Source organism: Capnocytophaga sp. oral taxon 338 str. F0234 (assembly GCF_000192225.1).
GTDB lineage: Bacteria > Bacteroidota > Bacteroidia > Flavobacteriales > Flavobacteriaceae > Capnocytophaga.
This window is the reverse complement of sequence record NZ_GL872413.1, coordinates 356,408-380,146: the sequence shown is the minus strand read 5'-3', so window position 1 is coordinate 380,146 and position 23,739 is coordinate 356,408. Positions and strand designations below refer to the sequence as shown.

At 38.0% G+C, this 23,739-nt stretch carries 23 protein-coding genes; all 23 read right to left on the bottom strand.

Going from position 1 to position 23,739, the window contains the following annotated elements; all coding sequences use genetic code 11:
- Nucleotides 1-108: 108 nt before the first annotated feature.
- The 23 genes from HMPREF9071_RS01840 to HMPREF9071_RS01730 all read right to left on the bottom strand — a co-directional run bounded on the left by HMPREF9071_RS01840 (nucleotide 109) and on the right by HMPREF9071_RS01730 (nucleotide 23,719).
- Complete coding sequence (locus HMPREF9071_RS01840; protein WP_009744837.1) at nucleotides 109-1,917, bottom strand: DUF262 domain-containing protein; 1,809 nt, start codon at nucleotides 1,915-1,917, stop codon at nucleotides 109-111.
- Between the two features lie 65 nt (nucleotides 1,918-1,982).
- Entirely contained in the window at nucleotides 1,983-3,284 is a 1,302-nt protein-coding gene (gene sufD / locus HMPREF9071_RS01835; protein ID WP_009744836.1) for a Fe-S cluster assembly protein SufD, read from the bottom strand.
- 3 nt (nucleotides 3,285-3,287) lie between these two features.
- Nucleotides 3,288-4,037, bottom strand: a complete 750-nt coding sequence (gene sufC, locus HMPREF9071_RS01830; protein WP_009744835.1) for a Fe-S cluster assembly ATPase SufC — start codon at nucleotides 4,035-4,037, stop codon at nucleotides 3,288-3,290.
- 133 nt (nucleotides 4,038-4,170) lie between these two features.
- On the bottom strand, nucleotides 4,171-4,947 hold the full coding sequence (locus HMPREF9071_RS01825; protein ID WP_009744834.1) for a TdeIII family type II restriction endonuclease: 777 nt from the start codon (nucleotides 4,945-4,947) through the stop codon (nucleotides 4,171-4,173).
- Entirely contained in the window at nucleotides 4,919-6,790 is a 1,872-nt protein-coding gene (locus HMPREF9071_RS01820; RefSeq protein WP_009744833.1) for an AIPR family protein, read from the bottom strand. Before HMPREF9071_RS01820 ends, HMPREF9071_RS01825 begins: the two co-directional genes overlap by 29 nt.
- 4 nt (nucleotides 6,791-6,794) lie before the next feature.
- Nucleotides 6,795-8,381, bottom strand: coding sequence for a DNA methyltransferase (locus HMPREF9071_RS01815; RefSeq protein WP_009744832.1), 1,587 nt, complete (start codon nucleotides 8,379-8,381; stop codon nucleotides 6,795-6,797).
- A gap of 241 nt (nucleotides 8,382-8,622) precedes the next feature.
- Entirely contained in the window at nucleotides 8,623-9,408 is a 786-nt protein-coding gene (locus HMPREF9071_RS01810) for an SDR family NAD(P)-dependent oxidoreductase (protein ID WP_009744831.1), read from the bottom strand.
- A 24-nt stretch (nucleotides 9,409-9,432) separates the two neighbouring features.
- Nucleotides 9,433-9,957 (bottom strand): hypothetical protein, encoded by a 525-nt coding sequence (locus tag HMPREF9071_RS01805; protein ID WP_009744830.1) that lies wholly within the window; start codon nucleotides 9,955-9,957, stop codon nucleotides 9,433-9,435.
- An 11-nt stretch (nucleotides 9,958-9,968) separates the two neighbouring features.
- Entirely contained in the window at nucleotides 9,969-10,661 is a 693-nt protein-coding gene (locus HMPREF9071_RS01800; protein WP_009744829.1) for an SMI1/KNR4 family protein, read from the bottom strand.
- Between the two features lie 81 nt (nucleotides 10,662-10,742).
- Complete coding sequence (locus HMPREF9071_RS12600) at nucleotides 10,743-10,868, bottom strand: hypothetical protein (RefSeq protein ID WP_009744828.1); 126 nt, start codon at nucleotides 10,866-10,868, stop codon at nucleotides 10,743-10,745.
- 88 nt (nucleotides 10,869-10,956) lie between these two features.
- On the bottom strand, nucleotides 10,957-12,426 hold the full coding sequence (gene sufB / locus HMPREF9071_RS01790) for a Fe-S cluster assembly protein SufB (protein ID WP_009744827.1): 1,470 nt from the start codon (nucleotides 12,424-12,426) through the stop codon (nucleotides 10,957-10,959).
- Nucleotides 12,427-12,624: 198 nt separating this feature from the next.
- The gene (locus HMPREF9071_RS01785; RefSeq protein WP_009744826.1) at nucleotides 12,625-13,800 is read right to left on the bottom strand and encodes an OmpA family protein; all 1,176 of its coding nucleotides are present in this window, start codon (nucleotides 13,798-13,800) and stop codon (nucleotides 12,625-12,627) included.
- 265 nt (nucleotides 13,801-14,065) lie between these two features.
- Complete coding sequence (locus HMPREF9071_RS01780; protein ID WP_009744825.1) at nucleotides 14,066-17,224, bottom strand: efflux RND transporter permease subunit; 3,159 nt, start codon at nucleotides 17,222-17,224, stop codon at nucleotides 14,066-14,068.
- A gap of 87 nt (nucleotides 17,225-17,311) precedes the next feature.
- Nucleotides 17,312-18,061: an SDR family oxidoreductase gene (locus HMPREF9071_RS01775; protein WP_009744824.1), complete on the bottom strand. Its 750-nt coding sequence runs from the start codon at nucleotides 18,059-18,061 to the stop codon at nucleotides 17,312-17,314.
- 42 nt (nucleotides 18,062-18,103) lie between these two features.
- Nucleotides 18,104-18,256, bottom strand: a complete 153-nt coding sequence (locus HMPREF9071_RS12200) for a hypothetical protein (protein ID WP_009744823.1) — start codon at nucleotides 18,254-18,256, stop codon at nucleotides 18,104-18,106.
- Nucleotides 18,237-18,824, bottom strand: coding sequence for a zeta toxin family protein (locus tag HMPREF9071_RS01765; RefSeq protein ID WP_009744822.1), 588 nt, complete (start codon nucleotides 18,822-18,824; stop codon nucleotides 18,237-18,239). Before HMPREF9071_RS01765 ends, HMPREF9071_RS12200 begins: the two co-directional genes overlap by 20 nt.
- 21 nt (nucleotides 18,825-18,845) lie before the next feature.
- A complete protein-coding gene (locus HMPREF9071_RS01760) occupies nucleotides 18,846-19,454 on the bottom strand; it encodes a hypothetical protein (protein WP_009744821.1) in 609 nt (202 codons plus the stop codon).
- Nucleotides 19,455-19,467: 13 nt separating this feature from the next.
- Nucleotides 19,468-20,139 carry an SMI1/KNR4 family protein gene (locus HMPREF9071_RS01755; protein WP_009744820.1) on the bottom strand — a complete coding sequence of 224 codons (672 nt, stop codon included), beginning with the start codon at nucleotides 20,137-20,139 and terminating at the stop codon, nucleotides 19,468-19,470.
- Nucleotides 20,140-20,151: 12 nt separating this feature from the next.
- Nucleotides 20,152-20,697: an SMI1/KNR4 family protein gene (locus HMPREF9071_RS01750; RefSeq protein ID WP_009744819.1), complete on the bottom strand. Its 546-nt coding sequence runs from the start codon at nucleotides 20,695-20,697 to the stop codon at nucleotides 20,152-20,154.
- Nucleotides 20,698-20,706: 9 nt separating this feature from the next.
- Nucleotides 20,707-21,261 carry an alpha/beta hydrolase gene (locus tag HMPREF9071_RS01745; RefSeq protein WP_253908243.1) on the bottom strand — a complete coding sequence of 185 codons (555 nt, stop codon included), beginning with the start codon at nucleotides 21,259-21,261 and terminating at the stop codon, nucleotides 20,707-20,709.
- A 221-nt stretch (nucleotides 21,262-21,482) separates the two neighbouring features.
- Entirely contained in the window at nucleotides 21,483-22,235 is a 753-nt protein-coding gene (locus tag HMPREF9071_RS01740) for a DUF6261 family protein (protein WP_009410928.1), read from the bottom strand.
- A 134-nt stretch (nucleotides 22,236-22,369) separates the two neighbouring features.
- Entirely contained in the window at nucleotides 22,370-22,909 is a 540-nt protein-coding gene (locus HMPREF9071_RS01735) for an NAD(P)H-dependent oxidoreductase (RefSeq protein WP_009744817.1), read from the bottom strand.
- Nucleotides 22,910-22,978: 69 nt separating this feature from the next.
- Nucleotides 22,979-23,719: a hypothetical protein gene (locus tag HMPREF9071_RS01730; protein WP_009744816.1), complete on the bottom strand. Its 741-nt coding sequence runs from the start codon at nucleotides 23,717-23,719 to the stop codon at nucleotides 22,979-22,981.
- Nucleotides 23,720-23,739: the final 20 nt, after the last annotated feature.

Genomic DNA, 23,739 nt, shown 5'->3' with positions numbered 1-23,739 from the left:
AAATCTACTGTTACCTCTAATTTCTCAGTAATATTTGCAGTGAGACATCACTGGGAGAACTGTCATATCTTTAAAAATAGATAGTTCAAACTTTGTATAAGTTTCTTGTTATTCTGTGAGAGCCTCCCCAAAATGTTGAATTGTTGAATTACTTTCTCGTCCGGAAACAGCTTTGCCCATAGCCTTTTCAATTAGATTGAGAAGGCGTTTTGCTCTATCTACAATAAAGATGTTAAAACTATCTGTCTTGAGTAACGTTGGGTTTATATTATGGGATTCTAAGGCATAATCTATTTTATCTTCTGCTACTCCTTTATTCCGAATGGTCTGAATATAAAGACTTGGAGCTTTACCGCCTATTGAACGATTAGTTATAGCATAAATAGGTGTCTTATTTACTACAGAGTTCCATTTTCTTTGTGGCAAATTTTCCTTTATGCAATATGCTTGCGGAAAAATATGGTGGATATCTGTAAGTTCTGATAGATAATTAGCGATTCCCATATCTTGTCCGCTCATAAAATCTTTAGGGTGTTGTCTGTTGATTAAAGCCATAACCCCTTTGTACGCAGCGCTGTTGCGAGTTTGCAACCATAATAAACGAATAGCATCAAAGTTTGCCCTTGTAACAGTTTCAGGAACGGCATTCTCATTCTCCATCCACTTAAAGATTCCTACTATATCTTGGACAAATCTGGTCTCATTGGCACTGCCATAAAGTTCACCAAAAACACCACACCAAAACCATTTAGCTAATAAATCCAGATTCTGCATTAAACTTAGTTTTTTGCCATTCAAATTATCGTAGGCAAAGATGGCTGCAAGTGGAATGAGCTGAGTACTATAGGGAATGTCTATTGACTTGTAGATTCCTTGTTGAACCATAAAATTAGCGGCACAAGTGAAACCCTGCTTCAAATCTTCAAGATGAGCGAAAAAATCCTCATATTCTAATTTCAATACATCTTTTTTCTTACAAGAAACAGTTTGCCGTTCTCCTTTTTTCATTTTTAAGTATGATAGGAGGAGCGTCATTGAGGTAAGGAAATTTGGTCCAGAAAGATCCTTGAGTAAATCATCGTTTCTTTCGTTGAGTTTTGTTTTCAGCGTATTCCACTCTTCTCGTAGGTTTTTACTACCCATTGCGGCAAACTTTGCTGTAACAAGTTCGAATACTGTGAGTGTAACCCCACCTGTATTTACATTCTCAAAGATCTGGCATACAGCCTCTGGAGTGGTATCTTTGGCAAGGGTGATAACAGGGAATGTATATTTCTTCAAAGGTTCCAAAATTTCCTGCTGGAATTTTTGAACAATGGGCATTGCCTCTTTATTATAAGTAATTAATCCCCATATCCAATCCATAGTGTTTGAAAAGGTTAGGTTAAGAGGAAACATCAGATTCTTATATTCATCTTCTCTTGTACGTAAATCAAGAATGATTTCTCTACCTATATTTTCTGTCTTGATTTTATCGTCAGATATAGATATAATGGCATCCAATCGGTCTATTTCTGGATCAATAGCTTTCTTTATATCCATGTAATAGTATCGTTTGATGATACTATCTTTATCTGTATCCATCCTTGTAATAACAGGTTTATCGCTCATAAACACTTGGTAAAGGGTTGTAAGACGCTGTTGACCGTCCAAAACCAATGAATCGGGCACTACACTCTCGTATTGCTTATCCACTCCCTCAAATAGACGATATTTGAATTTTACACTTGTATCAGCACTATAATCCAGAAACATCGCTGCTCCCATAGGGAAATCTGAGGTCAGACTTTCTATGAGTTTGCAAATTCTCATATCATCCCACACCCAACTGCGTTGGAAATCGGGTAATTGACTTTTACCATTACCTACTGTCTTAAGCAATTCGGACAGATTAGTATCATTTGATTTTACTGCCATAAATTTATGATGATTATCCCTGTAAAATGTATTTACGTAGATACTTGTTTAATATTCGCTTTCTCTTAAAAATCTACGGTTACCCCTAATTTCTCGGCAATAATTGCATTGATATACTCCGAAAGGGCAGGGATTTTTACACTTTCCAATACGGTATTGGCAAAAGCATAAGTAAGCAAGGCAGCCGCTTCTTTTTTGCCTATCCCACGAGTTTGTAAATAGAACAAGGAATCTGCACTGAGAGAACCTACGGTACAGCCGTGTGAACACTTCACATCGTCAGCGAAGATTTCGAGCTGGGGCTTGGTGTATACCGTTGCTTTATCGGAGAGAAGGATATTGTCGTTCTGCTGATAAGCATTCGTTTTCTGGGCGATTTGCTCTACCATTATCTTCCCATTGAACACATTGGTCGCCTCTTCATTCACAATACTCTTATAATCCTGATGGCTCTCACAGTTGGGATGTGCGTGGTTCACCAGCGTATAATGGTCGGTATGCTGGGTACCTTTAAGGATACTCAATCCTTTGAGGGTAGACTCCAAATATTCGCCTTGGTGATAGAAATTGAGGTTGTTGCGGGTGAGTGTGCCGCCAAACGAGAAGGTATGTACGTTGGCGTGGCTATTTGCTTCTTGCGAGATATAGGTGTTATCGATAAGCGATGCGGTAAGACTATCGTTTTGCAGTTTGTAATAATCAAGGAAAGCGTTTTTGGCTACAAATACCTCGGTTACAGCATTAGTGAGGATAGCCGTCGCGGCATCGGATAGGTTTTGGTGCATCTCAATAACTTTGAGTTGGGCATTCTCACCTACGACAATGATATTGCGTGGTTGGTAGCAAGTGGTCTCTTTTCTATCATTGAAATACAGTAATTGTATAGGCTTCTCTACCACTTTCCCTTTAGGTACTTCTATATATACCCCTTCTGAGGCAAAAGCCGTGTTGATGGCAGTAAATATATCGCCTTTTTCAGTGTTAGCATTAAAGTATTTTTGGATAAAGGCTTCTCCTCCCTTGTGCAAGGCTTCCAATAGAGACGTAACAGTAACACCTGTGAGCTCTTTGCTGGACATTTCGGAGCTGTAATAACCGTTTACAAACACGAGCTGATAACAATCCGCAATAGCGTACTTATATAATACTTCGGGCAAAAGGGTTGTCTTTTTATTTACAGGTTGCCACAAGTGGTAATCGGTAGCTTGGAGTTCCGTGAGGGAGGTGTATTCCCACGCTTCCACTTTTTTATTAGGGAAACCTTTTTCGGCAAAGAAACTAAAGGCTTCCTTGCGAATGTCTTTTAATATATCATCTTTATGTGGGAATGCCTCAAAGGCAGCTACCCATTTTTCTTTTAAATTCATAGTCTAATTTGCTAATTCTTTAAGCCAATCATACCCTTTAGCCTCTAATTCTAAGGCGAGGTTTTTGTCGCCTGTTTTTACGATTCTACCATCGGAAAGCACGTGTACATAGTCTGGGACAATATAGTCTAAGAGACGTTGATAATGAGTGATGACGATCACAGCATTGTCTTTGCTTTTGAGTTTATTCACTCCATTCGCCACAATGCGGAGAGCATCAATATCGAGCCCAGAGTCGGTTTCGTCAAGGATAGCGATTTTAGGCTCAAGCATAGCCATTTGGAAGATTTCGTTGCGCTTCTTCTCACCGCCAGAGAACCCTTGATTGAGAGAGCGAGAAAGGAAGTCGGGGTTGATTTCAAGGAGGGCTGCTTTTTCTCGTATTTTTTTGAGGAGTTCAGCAGCAGGTATATCAGGGAGTCCTTGAGCCTTACGACTTTCGTTAATAGCAGTTTTGATGAAGTTAGTTACCGAAATGCCAGGTATTTCAACAGGGTATTGGAAGGACATAAAGATGCCTTTATGAGCGCGTTCTTCGGGAGCATCGTCTAACAGACTTTCACCATTGAGGAGAATTTCTCCCTCAGTAACCTCAAAGTTTTCATTACCTGCGATTACTGAAGAGAGGGTAGATTTCCCTGCCCCATTAGGACCCATAATAGCGTGTACTTCGCCTGCTTTTATTTCTAAGTCAATCCCCTTAAGGATTTCTTTGCCGTCTACACCAGCGTGGAGATTTTTTATTATTAACATTCTTGATTATTTTATAATTATTTTCTGAATTTTAGTTCTCTAAAAAATATCCTCTGTCCCTATTTGGAGCATAGGGGATTTCTCTGATCCTCTCCATAGAGAGGATTTAACTGATTGATATCAATGATTTCCATTATTTATTAAATTTTTTAAAGTACTCGTCAATTTCATCGTGTAGTTCTATACCTACACGCTCAAAACAGTCCAATAAATCCTGATAGGCTTTCTCACCTGCGAGAAAGTCCCAAAACTCTTGGGCTACTTTTAGCTCGTTATCCAAGTCTAACATTCCTGCCATTGTCCAGCGAGAATAAGGTTTAGGTTCATATGGATTGTAAGGTATCGCAATAAGGGTATGTATTTTTCTGTTAGGGTTTTCAGCCAATACACAGCCTACCCATTCTAATAAAGTGCGCTTAAACTCTTTAAAGCCGCCTTTGTTAGGTTTAGCTGTTTTAATATCAAATAAGAAAAGTTCATCTGAATGACTTTCTAACCACACATCTACTTTGGTAGGCTTTACGGTGTTCATTTTCCCTTCTTGGCAAACAGCCCTAATAGCTTCTATTTCTGCTTCTTTATTAGGGTTACCATTTACGGTAAGATTATCCATAATATCTTGAATAACCCGTTGCGCTTTTTCACTTATCTTATCACCTGCTACCGCTTGTAGTTTAGCAACCTTAAACCGAGATTCAGCTAATGATTTAGCCACAGGCTCAAAAATGCTCGTACCAAAATTAGTATTCAAAGAATGAATAAACGAAAACAATGCCATACGGTCTTTACCCAATAAGCGGGTATGGAAAGGCATCACCGCAGGCTCAGGGTTATAGTGCTGAAACTTTGTTCTAAGACTATGCCTAAGAGTGTTTTCTACATTAGTTATCTGTTGTGGAGTTAGTGCCATTTTCTGTTTTATTATTTAAAACATCATCAATATTTTTATTGAAAATTCTCTCAAAATTCTCAAAAAGTTTTTCTCCTCTTTGATTTTTATCAACTGTTTTATAAAGTATTTTCTCTTTTTCTTTAGTATCAAGGTTATTCAATAAAGGATAATTATTTTGTATTGTCGTAATTATGTAATCTACAATTTTTTTAAATGTTTCCTCATTTTGTAAGATATATAAATTAGAGTATATTTTATTTATAAGTTGGGTTTGTTCTTGTAAACTCTCTCCTTCCAACTCTTCAAAATCTTTTTTATTTTTGTCCTTAATAAAATACTTTTCAATAGAATCAATGTCTGTATCTCTGTTTATAAACTTATATAGAAGGTATAAAATATGAAATCTTAATTTTTTATACTCAATATAATTGAGTTGAATATGATCTTCTAAAACTTTATATAGAGATACTATTATTTGATAGAGTTTTATAAACCTATCTTCAAATATAATATCAATTAATTTACTTGTAGTAATATCAAAATACCCCGAAACCTTATGTGGAAGATATAATACAGAAGAAAAGAAAGCTCTTAGAATATCATTGATATTCACAATATAATCAACATCATTTGAAATACAATCAATAGAATTTTGTCTTTTATACAAGAAAGATTTTGCTTGAAACTTATTTTTTTGTAAAAAGTCCTCCAAGTCTTTTTGAATATTTTTAATTGATAATAGATCTTTTTCTGAAATACCATTTTGACTATTTGTTCTGATTGTTATCTTTTCATACTCTTCATCATTTGCGATAATAATTTTAACAGGTATTTTAACTAATCCTATATTAGACTGATTACTTTTAAAAGTATTGTAAATACTATTTGCAGTTTGGCATCCATTTACAATATTCACAGGAGAGATAATATAATTATCAACTCCATTTTTTATCTCCTTTGTTGTAATTGTTAGTCCATTGTTATATAAATGAAATTTATTAGGTTCTTCAATAAGTGTTTTTTCAATATTTTTATTTACTTCAGTATGACCTAAATAAAGTCTAATATTATTTTTAAAAACATCAGGATACAAAGCTCTAATTCCACTTTCTTGTATAGGTGCTATACTATCAAGCAATTCTTTAGCATTTACAAAACCTATTAAGTAATTGTTCTCATATTTGCAATTATCTCTTGGAATTATTAGTTTATATTGATTAGAATTAAATTGTTCATATAACTCATTAAGCTTTTTAGAACCCTCTAAATGTACTTTTACAGAGCCATAATTGGCATACTGATTTCTAATATAAGTAATCTCAGTATTCCAATCTTTTCTTATACTTTCAATGTCATTCTCATCCTTTTGTGTATAAAAAGTAAGAACAAAAGAGGCCTCTAACTCTGGGTTTTCTTTTATGTCTCTAATAAAATTAACTAACCTCATTAAATTTCCATCTTTAGGAGATATTCCCTCTCCTTTTATCACTTTTATTGGAATTTCTACAAAATTTTTAAAATCTCCCAAACTAGCTTTATGGCTCTTTTTTGTTTGAATAAGATGAAATTCTATCTTATTATTATTGCTCTCAATGGCTCCTTTTACTTCTTGTATGTTATCTTCTAATGAGTATATTTTATTGTCAATCAATAAAAAGAATGCATCACCTCCTTGAGCAGAACCCAAGGATATTTCTTTTCCTATTTTCTGCTTTGAATTATATGATTGGCTCGAATACTCCCAACAATGTAGAGAATTAACAAACCATTCAAATTTTAGATAATCTTCTTTTTTTCTTTCACCTTTATCGAAGTTATTATCTATGAATTTATCTATATATCTTTCGAGTATTGTCTTCACTTTTCTATTTTCCTTTTAAATGAAATATAATCTCAGCATACGCGTTTTTGTCTTTCTCGGTGCGGTTGAGAACAGGGCGTTTGTATTGGTTTACAATGCGCATTCCTGCTCGCTCAGCTATTTCGGGGTATAAGCCATATTTGTCGTTGGCTACTAAAAATACATCGTAATCATCGGCTAAAAAACGTTTGCTATTGGTAAGCACCTCAGCAATACCTGCTACATACATACGTTTGGCTTCCTGCCCTTGTCCTTTGTAAAGGGGACCTATCTCTTTATCGTCATTGCGCTCAAAACCAAAAAGGTCGTAAGCATAAGCGTGTTGCTCGTGATAATCAATCAGCCCTACATAAGGAGGTGATGAGAAAATACCTTTTATCTTCTGCTTTCTTGCCAAAGCAGCAAACTCAGGGCTCTTATGCTCTAATGCCTCAAAGATGTCAATAGTACGACTGTCGTCTTGTAAACATTTTTGGTAGGTATTAGTACGCAATTCTTTAAATTGTTGCAAACGTTTGATAGTGTCTTTAGTGTAGGTTTCCCACCATTTCAATATAGAAAAAAGTGGTTTGCACACCTTGCCGTGTTTAGCACAATAATAAGTGGTAGTTACTGGCTCTATCAAAGTTGCTAAATCGGCGTGAGTGGTAGCACGACAACTGCGAATAGTACGACTCAATATAAGAGTAATTATACGCTTGGTAGCGGGATTAGCTACCTGTTTAATAAGGTTAAACACAAAATCTATCTCCTCGCGTACGTGTTGTATATACCATTTGTCTAAAAATGTATCGGCTTTAGCTTGTTTTAGCTGAATGTGGTACTTTTCTATGAGACTCTGATAAATAGGTAAAAACAGTTGCTCTTTCTCAGCACCATATACTTTGCCGTCTATCTCTTTGCGTTGTAGGCGATATTTATAGTCGGGTACGGGGAAGAACTCTTTATTGAAATTATTGAGCGCTTCGGTAAGTTCAGCGTCAAAAGCAAGTATGTGTTTTTCTGCTAAAAACTCCTTTAAAGCTTGGGTAATGCGGTGCGTTTCATCATACACATCTACCAAATCATAATGTCCTACCTTAGCATTGCCTATGAGCACATTGAAAGCCGACACATCTACTCCTATAGCGTGCATACCCAGTTCTGAGGCTTGCACCATAGTAGTACCACTGCCTGAAAAAGGGTCGAGGACTATATCACCTGCTTTAAAAAAGACTTCTTTTTTGAAAGCATCAGTATGCCCATCTAAAAAGTATTCTACTAACTGCGGAATAAACTTCCCTTTATAAGGGTGCAATCGGTGTACGTGCTTGGTAGTTTCTGCTTCTTTATACTGCTCAAACGACAGGCTCCAGTTGAGGTCATCACCTAATTTCTCTTTCCACTGTGAGGCGCGATTTCCACCCAAAGCATCGTAATAGGCTTTAAGTTCCTCTTTAGCGATTTGAGTGATGCCATTGTTTTCAAATTTCTTTACTTTACCATATTGCACTAAATAGGAGATATTTGAGGAAGTAACATTCTTCCCCATATATTCCGTTGCCCACAATGAGGCTTGCTGTAATGTAAAGTATTGATTTGTATTTAGCATATCTTTATCTTAAGGGTGCAAAGTTCCGATATTATTTTGAATTATGCAAAATAAAGTCGTTAGCCCTTAGTTATCAGTCGTTAGAAATCAAACAAGAATACATTCACTCCCTTACAAGTTATCCAAGTATTTTCGACCTCGTTAAAGTTTGTACAGCTATAGTTGTTCTCTTTTATGTATTTTCCCCTCTCCTTTGGAGAAGTCCGCGAGAGCGAAGTAAGTGAGGATCTGGATAAGTTCTTTAATTACCAAACTTATACACATGCAAGGCGTCCGCTTGGTGCAGTGGTGTTACAGTAATATCGGTAATCTGCACTTTATCGGGTAGATTGACAATATAGGCAATAGTATCGGCGATATCTTCTGCATATAGGGGCGTGATACCTTTGTAGACATTATTGGCTTTCTCGGTATCTCCCTTGAAACGTACTTTGCTGAAGTTGGTTTCTACCAACCCTGGTTTTACGGTTGTTACCTTGAGCTTTTTGTCCATTAGCTCTATACGCATTGCATCGCTAAGGGCTCTTACGGCAAACTTGGTCGCACAATAGATACTGCCATTTGGGTAGGCTATTTCCCCCGCTACCGACCCAATGTTCACGATGGTGCCCACCTTATCGGTGGCAAGCATCAGCGGAATCACACTGTTGGCAATATAGGTAAAGCCTTTGATATTGGTGTCAATCATCTGGTCAGCATCTTCTATAGCATAGGTATGGAGGGGCTGCAACCCTATTGCCAAGCCCGCATTGTTGATGAGTATATCTATTTGTTGCCATTTTTCGGGTAAGGACTGGATATTTTTCGCCACCTCTTGGTAGTTTCTCACGTCGAAAGCTAAGATTATAACCTCCACAGCGTGTTCTTTTTCAAGTTGGGCTTTCAGTTCTGCCAATACCTCAGCCCGACGGGCGCAGAGAATGAGGTTGACACCCATTTGTGCCAACTTTTCGGCTACTGCTTTACCTATACCACTGCTAGCACCTGAGATAAAAGCGATTTTTCCTTTAATACGATTTGGTTCCATTTGTTTAGATATTTAAGTGTTAGGTTATTTCCATATCTGATTCATTACCTCCTCAACAGTAGGCTGGTGATACTTACCCTCTTTATCTTTTGTGGTATTGAACACAGTAGGGTCAAAGTGCGGACAGTTGAGTTCTAAAAACTGAAAGAAGTAGCCATCGCTATAAAACATATAAGGCATAAACTCCCGTTGAAAATCGTTTTCGCACTCAAATTCATTGTCTATAATGATACGTACAAAAGCAGCGATGTCTTCACGAGTAAGGTTGTTGTGTTTTACAGGGTCGGGCATTGCCAAATCAAAGGCAAAAGCTTCAATACCATTGCCTTCCCACCATTCCCATAGCCAAATATTGGAAAGGTCTTTACCAGTGAGCTCACTGAGGTATTGCTCCATCGCCTTGTATTCTTTTTCAAACACTTCTTCGGGAGTGTCTTCACTTTGGGCATCATAAAAGGCTTCATAGTCTTGTAGACGTTTTAATACAAGAGGGTAGAGTTTTTCAGCAGTTGTGAAATCGGGGCGTAGTTCTTTTCTAAGGTTTTTCATTTTCGTTAATTTTAATCATCATACGAAGTGTAATCCCATTGCAAGCCATAACTTTCTAAATCATTTAATAGTTTATCAAAAAGAGCTTTTTGGGTAGTCCCTATAAAGATAGCTGTAGGTTTTCCAGTATCTCGGTGTATAGAAAGTGTTATCACAAGCTTAAAATCTTCATCGGTAAAGGTGCGTTGCCCTTTCCAACTGAGGGAGGTAAGTTCAGTATATTGTTTTTCTATATGGGCAACAACTTGCTCGGGTACTTCAAAGTTTTCCATATCCCAACCGCCCATTGCATTGGCGTTGTAAGGCAAGCCTCCCATTACACCATTGTAAATGGCGAGGTAGAGCCAAAAGTCGGAGAGGTTTTGGGTCTCTTGTATCCAATCGGGGTCAGTTTCGGAGCCGTAATTACCCCAAACAGGCGGGTTAGGGTTGTTTAAATCTTCTTTGCGAATTGCCCACATTACCACTCCTTGGTTTTCTTCACAAAAGCACAAGTAATCCCCTGCAAAATACAATTGCTGAGGTGTTGCCAACGAGTTATAGGATTGGTTTACACTTTTGGTTGCTCCTAACTGTAAGTAATACGCTCGGAACTCCTCAGGCAAGGTGATGTTCAAGCGCTTTTCAGCTTCTAATAGCTGTTCTTCTGAGAAGCCTTTGCTATCCTTAGGGTCTAAATGGTACAGTTTTTTAATGTTATCCATATTAATACTTCAACAAATAAAATCCTCATATCATATTGCTAAACTCACCTGCTACAAAACTGTGCTCTTCATCCTCTATCACTACTTTGTAAAGAAAAAAGATTTTTCAACATGATAAAGAGGGTCTATTACTTTTACCCATTCTCCTGTTTCTTTCCACTTATAATCAAAAATATTCACTCCAAATAGCTTTACTTGTCCTTCCATTCCTGAGATTTCAAACTACCATGTTTTTTGTTTAAATAATTTCATTTTAGGGGGTTAAGTTTTAGGTGTTAGCATTTATCATTTAGTCTTACCCCACACTACCCTCCAAAGAAATCTCTAATAGTTTTTGAGCTTCTACGGCAAACTCCATGGGAAGCTTATTGAGCACTTCTTTACCAAAACCATTTACTATCAATGAAATAGCTTTTTCGGTATCTATCCCTCTCTGGTTACAATAGAATATCTGATCCTCCCCTATTTTTGAAGTAGTCGCCTCATGTTCTATCTGAGCAGTAGGATTCTTTGCTTCTATGTAAGGGAAAGTATGTGCACCACACTTATTTCCCATAAGTAAGGAGTCACACTGAGAGAAATTACGTGCATTCTTAGCAGAAGGTACTACCTTTACCAAGCCACGGTAACTATTCTGTGATTTTCCCGCTGAAATTCCTTTAGAAATGATCGTGGATTTGGTATTATTCCCTATATGAATCATCTTAGTACCCGTATCAGCTTGTTGAAAATGGTTAGTTACTGCAATAGAGTAAAACTCTCCTATGGCATTGTCGCCCTTGAGTACTACAGAAGGGTACTTCCAGGTAATGGCAGAACCTGTCTCTACCTGTGTCCAAGAGATTTTCGCATTCTTTTCAGCTAATGCACGCTTGGTTACGAAATTATATACACCTCCACTTCCATCCTTATCTCCAGGAAACCAATTTTGTACAGTAGAATACTTGATTTCTCCTCCTTCCATAGCGATAAGTTCTACTACAGCTGCATGGAGCTGGTTTTCATCACGCTTAGGTGCAGTACAACCTTCTAAGTAGGACACATAAGCTCCCTCATCCACAATGAGGAGGGTACGCTCAAACTGTCCTGTACCTGCTTGGTTGATGCGAAAGTAAGTAGAAAGCTCCATTGGACAACGTACCCCTTTAGGCACATAACAAAAAGAGCCGTCAGTGAAAACTGCCGAATTCAATGCTGCATAGAAATTATCCGTCTTAGGTACTACTGTTCCCAAATATTTGCGAACAAGGTCTGGATGCTTTTGGATTGCTTCCGAAATAGAACAGAAAATAACCCCCTTCTCTGCTAATGTTCTCTGGAAAGTAGTGGCTACTGAAACAGAGTCCATAACCACATCCATCGCTACAGTAGGCTTTTCTTCCACTCCGGAAAGTCGCTTTTGCTCCTCAAGAGAAATACCCAACTTATTGAAAGTTTCCAAGAGTTTAGGGTCTACTTCGTTCAAACTGTTGAGTTTAGGTTTTTGTTTAGGGGCGGAATAATAGGCAATATCTTGAAAATCTGGAGTTTCAAACTTTAAATTTGCCCAATGGGGAGGCTCAGGCATTGCTTTCCAAATTCGAAAAGCCTCCACACGCCAATCGGTCATCCATTGAGGTTCATTTTTCTTCTTAGAGAGTGCAACAACAACCTCTTCATTAAGTCCTTTAGGAAAAGTGTCGGACTCAATATCAGTATAGAAACCATACTTGTATTCACTATTTTCTAATTCTTCCTTGAGTTCTTCTTCTGTATATTTTGCCATTCTACAATATATTTCAGATTCAACATATTGAATAAAAGATTGTTAAATCTTTTAACTCACTTTCTTTATACTTATTCTTATTAAGGGACAAAAGTACTATTTTTTCTGTACTTATGATATATTATTATAGGTTAAAGTATATATAAAAAATGCGGGGTGCACATGCGCACCCCGCATTCCAATTTATCTTTATACAAATTATTCTACGATAGTAGAAATACTTACACGGTTCCAATCTGGTTCGCTAAACATATCACCGATACCATTTCCTTCAGCTTGAATACGGTCAGCAGCAATTTTGTAACGAGAAACCAAGATTTTCTTAACAGACTGAGCACGATCAGCAGCTAATTTCTGATTTTTCTCTAAATTACCTTCTGGAGAAGCATATCCTTTGATAACTACCTTACTATTAGGATATTTTTTAAGGTAAGTAGCGATACGTTCTACGTTAGGTAACTGAGATGGTTCAATATTAGTTCTACCTACACGATAAGTAACTACAGATTCTAAAGTTTTCTTACTAGTAGTAATTGTTTTTTCAATCACCTGAGGTTTTTTGTTACGAGCTTCTTCCAAATCTCTTTCTAACTGAGCAATTCGTCTTTGACTTTCAGAGAGTTGATCTTCTTTTCCTCTTAGGTCACTACGTAACCCCGCTAATTGTTTGTTAAGTGCTTCTAATTCTTCTCTGTTAGAAGGTCTAGTAAAGTGATGTGCTCCATTACTTCCTTTAAAGCGATATACTACGCCAGCGGTAAGCTGAGTAAAAGAGGCTGAACTATTCAAACTATTTATAGAATTTTTAGCTGGTGTATCTACTGCATAAACAATAGCAGGGCTTAGCTTAATACCCCATGCTTTGCTTTGACCTAAGTTGAATAACAAATTAGAACCAAACTGAGCACTCATTCCATTAGTAATGCTATTTTCACGTGTATTTACCCCTGGAATAATGTTTTGTATGTATTGGTGCATCCAACCTAATCCAGCAAAACCTTCTACTTCGAAGAAGCGAGGAGCCTCTTTGTATCCTGCAAAAAGATTACTTAAATTCACAGTACCAACTAAACTTACATTAGTTTGGTCAATAAAATTACCATACTTAGGATCATCATCAACTAAGTTAGGACGTACATAAGCCATCCCTTCTAATCCAAGACGGAAAACAGGGGAGATTTGTTTGCCAATCTCAGCTCCAAAAGTGGCACGGGTATTTTTAAGGAAAGCCTCTTGAGTAGTGTAAGAGAATCCACCAGCTTTCACACCTACTTGCCAGTTGTCAAAAAATTTGCTGTTGCTTAGTGTTTCTTGTGCGTTAGCACTTACTGCAGCTGTAAATATAGCTGCGAGAGTTAAAATATTCTTTTTCATAAAAAATTCTTTTTCTAATTCTTTATTTAATTCGGCGCAAATATATAACTTTTTTCGCTATCAAAAATATTTTGAAGAAATAAATATGTTTTTTATAATATATATAACACTTTTTATAATTTCATAAAGGTCTATCTGTTAAATTTATTTGCTATATCTGCTATAGCAGAATAAAAAAATTTCCCCTTATAATTATCAAGGAAAATAAAGAAGGTGTTCAAAAGACTCTTTAAACACCTTCTTTTCATGAGTATAGAACTCCCTACTAATAATTATTGGTAGGAGAGACAAAGATTTCCTCTTTTTGCTCAGTACCGCTAATGCGTTCTTGTAAGTGTTGGAAGATCACAAAGAGTACAGGGATGACTACCAATCCAAAGAAAGTCCCAATAAGCTGTCCTGCAGCAGCTCCTGTAGCGACAGAACGGTTCCCTGATGAACCAACTCCAGTGGCAAATACCAAAGGCATCAATCCTACAATAAAGGCAAAAGAGGTCATTAAAATAGGACGTAAACGTGCCATTGCTGCATTAATCGCCGCTTTAGAAAGGCTTTCCCCATGTCGTCGCCTCTGTACAGCAAACTCCACTATCAAAATCGCATTCTTCGCCAAGAGTCCTATCAACATAATGAGTGATATTTGGAAGTAAATATTATTCTCCAAACCAAAGAGCCATTGTCCTAAGAAGGCACCAAAGATCCCAAAAGGTAAGGACATGAGTACTGAAAGTGGTAAAAGATAACTTTCATACTGAGCAGAAAGAATAAAATAAGTAAATATCAAGCTGAGCATGAAGATGATAATAGTTTGTGTTCCTGCGTTCTGCTCCTCACGAGTAAGCCCTGTATAATCTATACCATAGTTAGAATTAAGGGTTTGAGCAGCAACTTCTTCTACAGCTTTTACAGCATCTCCTGTACTGTAACCAGGATTGCTATTTGCTGAAATAGAAACAGAAGTAAAGAGGTTATAACGACTCAAAGATTGAGGACCAAATACTCGATTCAATGTTACAAATTCTGAAATAGGAGCCATCTCACCATTTCCTGCTCTCACAAAGAGCCCATTAAGGCTATTTATATCCTTACGTGATTCTGGTAAAGATTGCACCATTACACGGTACTGCTTCCCATAAAGGGTAAAGTCAGTAGCATAAAAGCCTCCAATGTAATTCTGTAAGGTGGAGAGAATAGAACTTACCGAAATTCCTGATTGCATAGCTCGCTCTACATTAATATCCATTTGATACTGTGGATAATTAGTGTTAAAGGATGTCTGAACATATTGTATCTCAGGTCGTTTCATAAGAGCGTCCATGAACTGTTGAGTAGTTTTACTCACCTGACTAATCTCATCACCGGACTTATTAAGTAACACAAGAGAGACTCCATTACTTATACCGAATCCTGCTACAGAAGGTGGTTGGAAGAAGAGAAATCGTGCATCCTTAATATGAGCAACACTTGCAAAGGCTTTGCCTATAATAGCTTGAATACTTTGATCAGGATGTTTGGCACGCTCCTCGAAAGGTTTGAGGGTAAAGAAGCCCATACCATTATTACTACCTGACCCAGAGAGCATCCCATTCCCCGTAATATAGGTAAAGTTGGCAACTCCGGGAATATCACTAAGGGTTTTGCTGGCTTCTCTCAGCACATTGGCAGTACGCTCCATAGAAGCTCCTGGAATAAGTTCCACATTCATCATCACAAATCCTTGGTCTTCACTGGGTACAAAGCCCGATTGTAGGTTCTTATTAGCATAATAAATTCCTCCTCCTGCTATCGCAAAAAGCACTAAGGTAATCCACTTATGACGAAGGAAGAAAGTAAAAGTCTGTCCGTACTTGAGCGTAGCGGTATTGAAGGCAATGTTGAACTTGTGAAAAAACTTACCTATCCAAGATTTTTTCTCATATTCCTTATCTCCATGAGGCTTAAGAAAGAGAGAACACAATACTGGACTCAGGGTAAGCGCATTAATAGCTGAAATAATAATTGCCACAATCAAGGTAATCCCAAACTGCTTATAGAATACCCCTGTGGTACCACTGATAAAAGTTACAGGCACGAATACTGCCGCCATCACCAAGGTAATGGAGATAATAGCTCCTGTTATTTCATTCATCGCTGAAATAGTCGCTGGCTTTGCCTTCTCATGAGTCTGTTCCATCTTGGCATGGACAGCCTCGACCACCACAATGGCATCATCTACCACAATACCAATAGCCAATACCAAAGCAAACAAAGTAAGCATATTGATAGAATAACCAAAGAGATTCAAGAAGAAGAAGGTACCCACAATAGAGACTGGTACGGCTATGGCAGGAATCAGTGTGGAACGAAAATCCTGTAAGAAAACATACACCACAAGGAACACCAAAAGGAAGGCTTCCAAAAGAGTAGAAACCACTTTAGAAATCGCAGCATCCAAGAAAGTATTTACATTAAAGTTGATAGAATAAGTAATTCCTTCAGGGAGGGTTTTCTCAATAGATTTAAGGTATTTGTCAATATTCTGTACCACCTCATGAGCATTGGCGCCAGGAGTCTGGGAAATCCCCATAGAAACGGCAGGGCGCCCTTTACTCTCAGCAAAGCTGGAGAAAGTAAGAGCATCAAGCTCTACCTTGGCAACATCCTTTAACCGAAGTACCCGTCCGCCATCCAAAGCCTTAATAACTACATTCTCATACTCAGAGACTTGGTTATATTTCCCTTTATACTTGATCACATATTCATAGGATCCCCCACTATTTTGCCCCAAAGTACCCGCAGCAGCTTCCAAACTTTGAGCAGAGATCGCTGCAGTAACTTCCGTAGGGTTCAGCTTATAGGCTTGGAGTTTTTGAGGATCCAACCATACGCGCATGGAATAAGTTTTGGCACCAAACACATCGGCATCTCCTACTCCATTGATACGCTTAAGAGCAGGGATTACGTTAATACTCAAATAGTTTTGCAAAAATACATCATCCAACTCTGGATTTTCGGAGAAGAAGGAAAGGAACATAAGATTTCCAGATGTGCGTTTCTCCACGGTTACCCCTGCTTGTTTTACCTCAGCAGGAAGAATTGCATTAGCATAGGATACTCGGTTCTGCACCATTACCGCTGCATTATCGGCATTGGTACCATGTTTAAAATATACGGTGATACTTGCCCTACCACTATTGGAAGCGGAAGAAGTAATATAGTCCATATTTTCCACCCCGTTGATCTGTTCTTCCAAAGGAATCACCACCGCCTTAAGTACCGTTTCAGCATTGGCACCTCCGTAGCTGGCACTTACTTGTACTGTAGGTGGCGCAATTTCAGGGTATTGGGAAATAGGTAAAGAAATAATTCCTAAGATCCCTAAGATGACTATCAAGATAGAAATTACCGTTGATAATACCGGTCTGTTAATAAAATTCTTTATCATATAAAATTAATTATTCATTATTAAAAAAGTCGTTATTTGTATAAACTCTCCTCCAGCAAAAGGATGATTATAGAAAGAAATAGATATTTAAAATTCTTGTTTGGTAGGGCGTAAAGTGATTTCATTGATGGCTACCTCTTCAGGCTCGCCAATAGCATAAGCAATCGCACGAGCAACTGAATCGGCAGGGATCTCGTATTCCTTATAGAAAGCCTGAATATTAGCACTGGCTTCAGGGTCGGAGCTACCATACTTGAGTTCGCTCTCCACCGCACCAGGGTAGAGGGTGGTTACACGGATATTGTCCTTAGCTACCTCCATACGTAAACCTTCACTAATCGCTTTAACAGCGAACTTAGTGCCACTATACACCGTACCACGCCCTGCTGCCACACGCAAGCCTGCCACTGATGATAGGTTGATGATGTGTCCACTGTGTTGTTGTTGCATCGTAGGGAGTACTGCTGCAATGCCGTAAAGTACTCCTTTAATGTTAGTATCAATCATTCTGTCCCATTCCTCTACTTTAAGTTTTTCCAATGGTGCTTGAGGCATAATGCCTGCATTATTGATAAGCACATCTATACGGGAATAAGCATTAAGCGTTTCCCGTACAATATGTTCCACATCGGAGCGTACGGCTACATCAGCAACCATTACGAGGGCTTCTCCACCTTGGTTTTTAATGGTTTGAGCCAATTTTTCCAGACGTTCCCTTCGACGAGCTGCCAAGACTACCTTTGCTCCGTACTTTGCTAAGAGTAAAGCTGTTGCCAGACCAAGTCCACTGCTGGCACCGGTGATAATCACTACTTTATTTTTAATATTTTCTTCCATTATTATATATTTAAAATTCTAATACATTTCCTCTTTCATTCTCTACGGATTAATAGTAACGATTTTACCCCCACGGCGCACCACAATCTTTTGATTATTCTTGCGTTTTTGGACAATCATTCGCTCATAAGCAAGAGATAAACCTTTTAAAAGTTTTTCTTCTAATATATCTTTTTTAACTTCTTTCTTTTTCATAGCTGTTTTTCATTTGATTATAGAGGTCTGTATTATAAATTATTTCTTTCTCTCCTTTGTATTTCTTTGCAATAGGAGTACGTTCTCCCTCTGAATTATCAAATATATAACAAATATCTACCGTATCGATATAGATAGTAAAGAGATTTACAATACCGTTATAATATCTTCTTTCAATGGTTTCTAAGGGAATATTATGACCTCCTTCAGCAACTCGCTGGGCAACCCGCTTTTTAGCCATATTGGGTGAGTCCAACCAAAAGAACAACAGGGTAACCTCATAGCCATTGGCTTGTGCCCATTCTATTTTTTGCTTATAGCTTTTAGTAGCCAAAGTAGTTTCAAAGGCAAAAGTTTCTCCTTTTTGCAATAGTTCGTCCATACGAGCGAGCATTATTCTACCGGCTTGCATAGCTACGTTTTCGGGCTGGAAAGGCGATAGCCCCTTGGCTATCTCGTCGGCATTGATAAACTCTTTACAGTCGAGTACTTCGGGCAAAATGGTAAAGGAAGCGGTGGTTTTTCCCGCGCCATTACAACCTGCTATGATATAGAGTTTTTTGCTCATTCTGTTGTGTTTATATATTGGCTATATATATTCTTCAAATTTTCCTGAGCGCAAAGCTACCGTTTGCTCTTGTATAAGGTTTTGCATCTGTTCTTGTAGAGCTACGTCTTTACCATTGTTGACAATAATTACCCTTGTAGCGCGGAGTATCAAGCTATTACGCATTGAAAACTCAAGCAGTAAATCATTCTCTTTTACGGCTTTTTTTAGTACTTGTTCGCGTTCTTTTATCGCTTCCAACGAAAGAATATTAGCAAAAAAGTTAGTAAAAAGATCTTGCGCCTCCTTAAAAGAAGAAGTATATTGGGTAACCTCTTTATAACGTGCAAAAATAGCCTGTTTTTGCGCCTCTGTACACAACGGATTGTTATAGAAAACGGATAAAATATCCCAAAAAGTATCCCATAGAGGAAACTCTTCGTCTAATGGTAACTTGATGATTTCCTCATAATAATACATTATGGGTTCATATTTCTCTTCTATATGGAAGCTATCCAACAACGATTCCAACAGAAAACTATCACTATGGCGCTTGATACGGAATTTTTGTATCTTTTTAAGCCGTTGCCACAATCTTTTTTCTGCATCGGTGGTGCAAAAAGGAGCTATTTCTGATAAATAGATGTTCATTTTCTTTTTATGATTATTCTGTCATCTCATAAAACCAATTTAAAAAAGGGTCATCGGTTGCTTCATCGTCCATACTATGAGGGGTTACCACTTCTAATCCTATTGCGGGGATAGTGGTATGAAACGTATTTTGCACCCACTCTTGGTATTGTGTATTGGGGTGGACGAACATTTCGTTCTTATCACTGTTAGGAGGGAGTGGATAATACTCGTCCCAACAAATTTCATCATAACCAATGGCTAAAAGGCGCAAGAAATCCAAGGCGTTTTTCACCAATATACAGGTCATCATAGAGCCTGAACCCGACCCGATATGCACGATTTGGGTACGCCCTTCATCGTCGAGCCATAGGGCACATTCCGAACCATCCCCTCCGCTCTGTGCAAAGGAAAGCAAACGCTGTGCAGTTTCCCCCTTATGTTTCCCGAAAGAAATCTCTAACAGCTCCTCACGTTCTGAGAGTTTTGCCACATAAAACGAAATATCAGTACCGCCTTCACGTTCGTCCTCTTTCCAGCTATCTCTTAGCTTATCTTGTGGATATAGATAGCCATAACGCACGCCATCTCTGTCCTCATAATAACCATTGTCCTCTATCCACTGATAGAGTTGGCGGAGTTCCTCAGGGATTTGCATTCCCTCAGGGAGGGCATTTTCTAATTGTTGTAATAAAATATTTTTCATTTTTCTTTACGATTATTCATACATCATCGCATCATACCAACCTTCAAAATCATCATTTAAGCCATTATCCTCTGAGCCCATTGGTACAAAAATATCTATTCCTTTTGCGCGAATAGATACTTTATTGAAATTCAATTGCTTTTTTACCACTTCCCAGTTGCCTGTCTCTTCAACCGTATTCACACAACGGACTATTTGGGTTGTTCCTCTGTAGTCCAACCACAAAGCTACCATAGAACCATTATATATATTTTCGGCTATTTGCAAAAAACGCTGGGCGGCATCGTCGGCATTCTTACCAAAAGAAATGGTTAAGAGTTCTTTACGAAAGTTTTCTTCTTCCATATAAAAAGCAATATCGATATCTACGTTTACGTCATCTAGGTATGTATTCCTAAAAGGATTTTTAGGATACAGATATCCGTAACGTACACCATCGTCTCTGTCCTCATAATAGCCATTACCTTCTATCCACTGATAGAGTTGGCGAAGTTCTTCGGGGATTTGCATTCCTGTGGGAAGTGCGTTTTCTAATTGTTGCAATAAGATGTTGGGCATAATTTGTTGTTATTTCTCATTAAAGATATCTAATACTTTATCTCTCACTAATGGAAATTCAGTATATCCTCCTCGGTCGAGGAAGTGTTTCCCTTGTGGAAGACGAATAAACTCACAATTGAGCAAGCGAGAGAGATTATCACTTAGCTGAGTGGGTACTATATCATCATCTATAGCCGAAATAACCACTGCTTTACCTACCATTGGCAAATGTTTGGAACTTGAAAACTTCTCTACAAATGGGTTTAAGCTCTCGAAATTGGGCACTGGTTCATAAAATCCCGATACGAGTACGATACCTTTAGGTTCTTTTTTGCTCTCCAATAGGAAATCCAGAGTAGTAATCGTACCCAAGCTATGCGCTACTATTACTGTTTGAGGTGTTACATTCACCTGTTTTTTAAGTGTTGCTATCCAATCATCAACGTTTGGATTATCAGGAGAAGGCATTGCAACACGATAGGCTTTAATTTTATGCTTTTTTAATTCTTCTTCTAACCACTTAAACCAATGATTATCGGGTGTGGCGCCATATCCGTGTACTATATACACTTGTTTTTCCATTTTTTTAGTATTTTTATTCTGTGCATAACTTAGAGAAAATACACTTAAAACTAATATTAATAATATATTTTTCATATAAAACATTGTTCTAAATAATACATTAATATATCATCAAGATAACAAATCACATCTCAAAACACTACTCAACGTATCGTAAAGGTACGTAAATTACTCTTTGTTGAATAATTTACGTACCGTTGATACGTGTAAATGAGTTGTTTTTAACTCTCTTTGGTGCCGTTGCTTGCCGTTTTGGGATTCTTTTTGGCACGTGTAGACCTACTTGCTTTCAGCGCTACGAGCTTATCAATATGAATATTGATACGTGCAATAAGCTGATTAAGGGCTTCGGTGGGTTGTATCACAGCAAGAGCATTGAGATGCATAATGATTTCGCGATATACCACATCGATGTCTTTGCGAATGAGCCTGAGTGCGCGAGTCCCTGCGATAGTAGAAGCCCGCTCATCGCGGCGTGTTCGGTAAAGCTCCATAAAGGTGTTCTCGGCTTCTTCAAGCCAATTCACCCATCGCGCTAACGAAATCTTCTTAACCGCTGCCGCATACTTATCGGCGCGAAGGTCTTGAATGAGGTTTTGTGTCTTGCTGTGTTGCGACTCGAAACTCTCGGAAATGATATTGCCATAGGTTTTGAGCAATATCTTAATAAGCACTGCCGCCTCGCGTTCCTCTTTCGTAGGACTGTAATAGGCTTCGTTCACGCAAGCCGAAAGCCCTCGAAACATATTGTCGCGATTGCGGTCTAATTCTTTCAAGCGATGCGTGTGTTCACTCTTGGCAACCACCTCAAGCGATTTGTTTTCCTCCTCTACCAAAGGCGTAAACTTACCCAAAAGGGTAGCGAGCGATTCAATATTGGCTTGTTCTAACGCCAATTTCACTTCGGTTACGAACCCGTAATGTTCGTGGTTCTGTAAACTTGCAATAGCAAGTCCTTTAATTCTTTTATTCATAATGAATCTCGGTTATGATTTGTTAAGAAATAATGCCACAACAAACGTACCAAAAGCCTTGATTTTCTGTCTAAATTAGCCGTCAGAAGTGTTAAACTTTAAGATTTAAAACTTTGAAAAGATATATAAACTAATTATTGTTTAGCAAATTCTTCTAAAAACTGCCTATATAATGGTACACTTCTCTCTATCCATTTGGTTGTACTGTTCATCTCGATGCCGTAATAGGCAAAAAACGGACGAAAATCGGCGTGAATGTATTCGAATGTGAGTTCAAAAGGACGCAACAATTCCTTAAGGGTGTATTTATATTTTTCGTTATGCGCATATTCACGCTCATCAATACCTGCCGAAATGGCAAGCGTTACCTTTTTGCCACCTACTTTATAACCGCTTTTTCTCCCGTAAGCCCAACCGTAGGTAAGGACTTCGTCTTGCCATTTCTTTAACAATGGGGGCATACTAAACCAATAGAGCGGAAACTGAAATACAATGTGGTCGTACTGCTCTATCAGTTGTTGTTCCTTCCTGACGTCGATATGTTCGTCGGGGTATACTTTGTACAACTGATGTATGGTATATTGCTTTGGGTATTTCTCGAGCTCCTCAATCCAACGTTTGTTGATGAGAGAATCCTCTATATGAGGGTGTGTTACTATAATGAGTGTCTTCATTCGATACGAGCCGCACGGGCAATTAATGATTTAATTAAATTGTTAATATATTCAAATTGCTTAATCAATTTACGAATAATCAAAAGTGAATAGCACGATACGGCTTACAGGCTCGTAAAGCATAATGATAGCATCGATACCGCCACCGTACCAATCGTAGCTTGCCGTTTCTGCAATAAAATAGAAAGGATTTCCTTGATAGGTTATACTAATCCCATCGTTAGGGAGGTCATTACCTATTTCTATTTTCATATCAAATGCTTTCGGATACTCATCACTTTCAATAGTTGTAGTCCAATTTCCGTCCCATATATCTCCCCCCAATCTGTTTAAGTAGTTCACTTTATTCATTTTTCCGTCGTATTCAGGAGAATATAAATTAATTAATGAACCGTATTTTTCAAAATTTGCTTTACTTTTCTCGTAGCCTTTCTGCATTTCTTGAAATTCCTTTTCTTCTTCGGAATTGAAATCCCAGTCGTGAATGGCTGTTCTTTCAAAAAATCCTTCTTTTCCCAGAAACTCAAACTTATTATCATCAGTCAATTTAAAGGCTAACCAATTCGTAGCAGTATATTCATTATGATATTCGGTAGTATTATAGCCTATATAAACCTCGTAAGGCTCAAACGGACTGAGCATATATACCTTTTGCCCTGCCCATTCGGGGTTGATTTCTGCCAAATCGATACTCATCAAGGGCAGAAAATGTTTTCTGAGCCATTGTTGGTCTTTCGTAAAGATGTCTTCTGCCTTTGGGAACGCCTGCAAATGGTCGTTCAATTCTTGAATGTTTTCTCTTGATTGCATAATGATAATTATTTAAGGTT

Excerpts from the sequence above, each read along its gene's own strand:
- HMPREF9071_RS01775 (WP_009744824.1), bottom strand. The coding sequence starts at position 18,061 with ATGGAAGAAAATATTAAAAATAAAGTAGTGATTATCACCGGTGCCAGC.
- HMPREF9071_RS01760 (WP_009744821.1), bottom strand. The coding sequence starts at position 19,454 with ATGAACATCTATTTATCAGAAATAGCTCCTTTTTGCACCACCGATGCA.
- HMPREF9071_RS01755 (WP_009744820.1), bottom strand. The coding sequence starts at position 20,139 with ATGAAAAATATTTTATTACAACAATTAGAAAATGCCCTCCCTGAGGGA.
- HMPREF9071_RS01745 (WP_253908243.1), bottom strand. The coding sequence starts at position 21,261 with ATGGAAAAACAAGTGTATATAGTACACGGATATGGCGCCACACCCGAT.
- HMPREF9071_RS01810 (WP_009744831.1), bottom strand. The coding sequence starts at position 9,408 with ATGGAACCAAATCGTATTAAAGGAAAAATCGCTTTTATCTCAGGTGCT.
- sufC (WP_009744835.1), bottom strand. The coding sequence starts at position 4,037 with ATGTTAATAATAAAAAATCTCCACGCTGGTGTAGACGGCAAAGAAATC.
- sufB (WP_009744827.1), bottom strand. The coding sequence starts at position 12,426 with ATGGCAAAATATACAGAAGAAGAACTCAAGGAAGAATTAGAAAATAGT.
- HMPREF9071_RS01785 (WP_009744826.1), bottom strand. The coding sequence starts at position 13,800 with ATGAAAAAGAATATTTTAACTCTCGCAGCTATATTTACAGCTGCAGTA.
- HMPREF9071_RS01800 (WP_009744829.1), bottom strand. The coding sequence starts at position 10,661 with ATGGATAACATTAAAAAACTGTACCATTTAGACCCTAAGGATAGCAAA.
- HMPREF9071_RS01825 (WP_009744834.1), bottom strand. The coding sequence starts at position 4,947 with ATGGCACTAACTCCACAACAGATAACTAATGTAGAAAACACTCTTAGG.
- HMPREF9071_RS12200 (WP_009744823.1), bottom strand. The coding sequence starts at position 18,256 with ATGAAAAAGAAAGAAGTTAAAAAAGATATATTAGAAGAAAAACTTTTA.
- HMPREF9071_RS01750 (WP_009744819.1), bottom strand. The coding sequence starts at position 20,697 with ATGCCCAACATCTTATTGCAACAATTAGAAAACGCACTTCCCACAGGA.
- HMPREF9071_RS01815 (WP_009744832.1), bottom strand. The coding sequence starts at position 8,381 with ATGCTAAATACAAATCAATACTTTACATTACAGCAAGCCTCATTGTGG.
- HMPREF9071_RS01780 (WP_009744825.1), bottom strand. The coding sequence starts at position 17,224 with ATGATAAAGAATTTTATTAACAGACCGGTATTATCAACGGTAATTTCT.
- HMPREF9071_RS01740 (WP_009410928.1), bottom strand. The coding sequence starts at position 22,235 with ATGAATAAAAGAATTAAAGGACTTGCTATTGCAAGTTTACAGAACCAC.
- sufD (WP_009744836.1), bottom strand. The coding sequence starts at position 3,284 with ATGAATTTAAAAGAAAAATGGGTAGCTGCCTTTGAGGCATTCCCACAT.
- HMPREF9071_RS01765 (WP_009744822.1), bottom strand. The coding sequence starts at position 18,824 with ATGAGCAAAAAACTCTATATCATAGCAGGTTGTAATGGCGCGGGAAAA.
- HMPREF9071_RS01730 (WP_009744816.1), bottom strand. The coding sequence starts at position 23,719 with ATGCAATCAAGAGAAAACATTCAAGAATTGAACGACCATTTGCAGGCG.
- HMPREF9071_RS12600 (WP_009744828.1), bottom strand. The coding sequence starts at position 10,868 with ATGGAAGGACAAGTAAAGCTATTTGGAGTGAATATTTTTGATTATAAG.
- HMPREF9071_RS01735 (WP_009744817.1), bottom strand. The coding sequence starts at position 22,909 with ATGAAGACACTCATTATAGTAACACACCCTCATATAGAGGATTCTCTC.
- HMPREF9071_RS01805 (WP_009744830.1), bottom strand. The coding sequence starts at position 9,957 with ATGAAAAACCTTAGAAAAGAACTACGCCCCGATTTCACAACTGCTGAA.
- HMPREF9071_RS01840 (WP_009744837.1), bottom strand. The coding sequence starts at position 1,917 with ATGGCAGTAAAATCAAATGATACTAATCTGTCCGAATTGCTTAAGACA.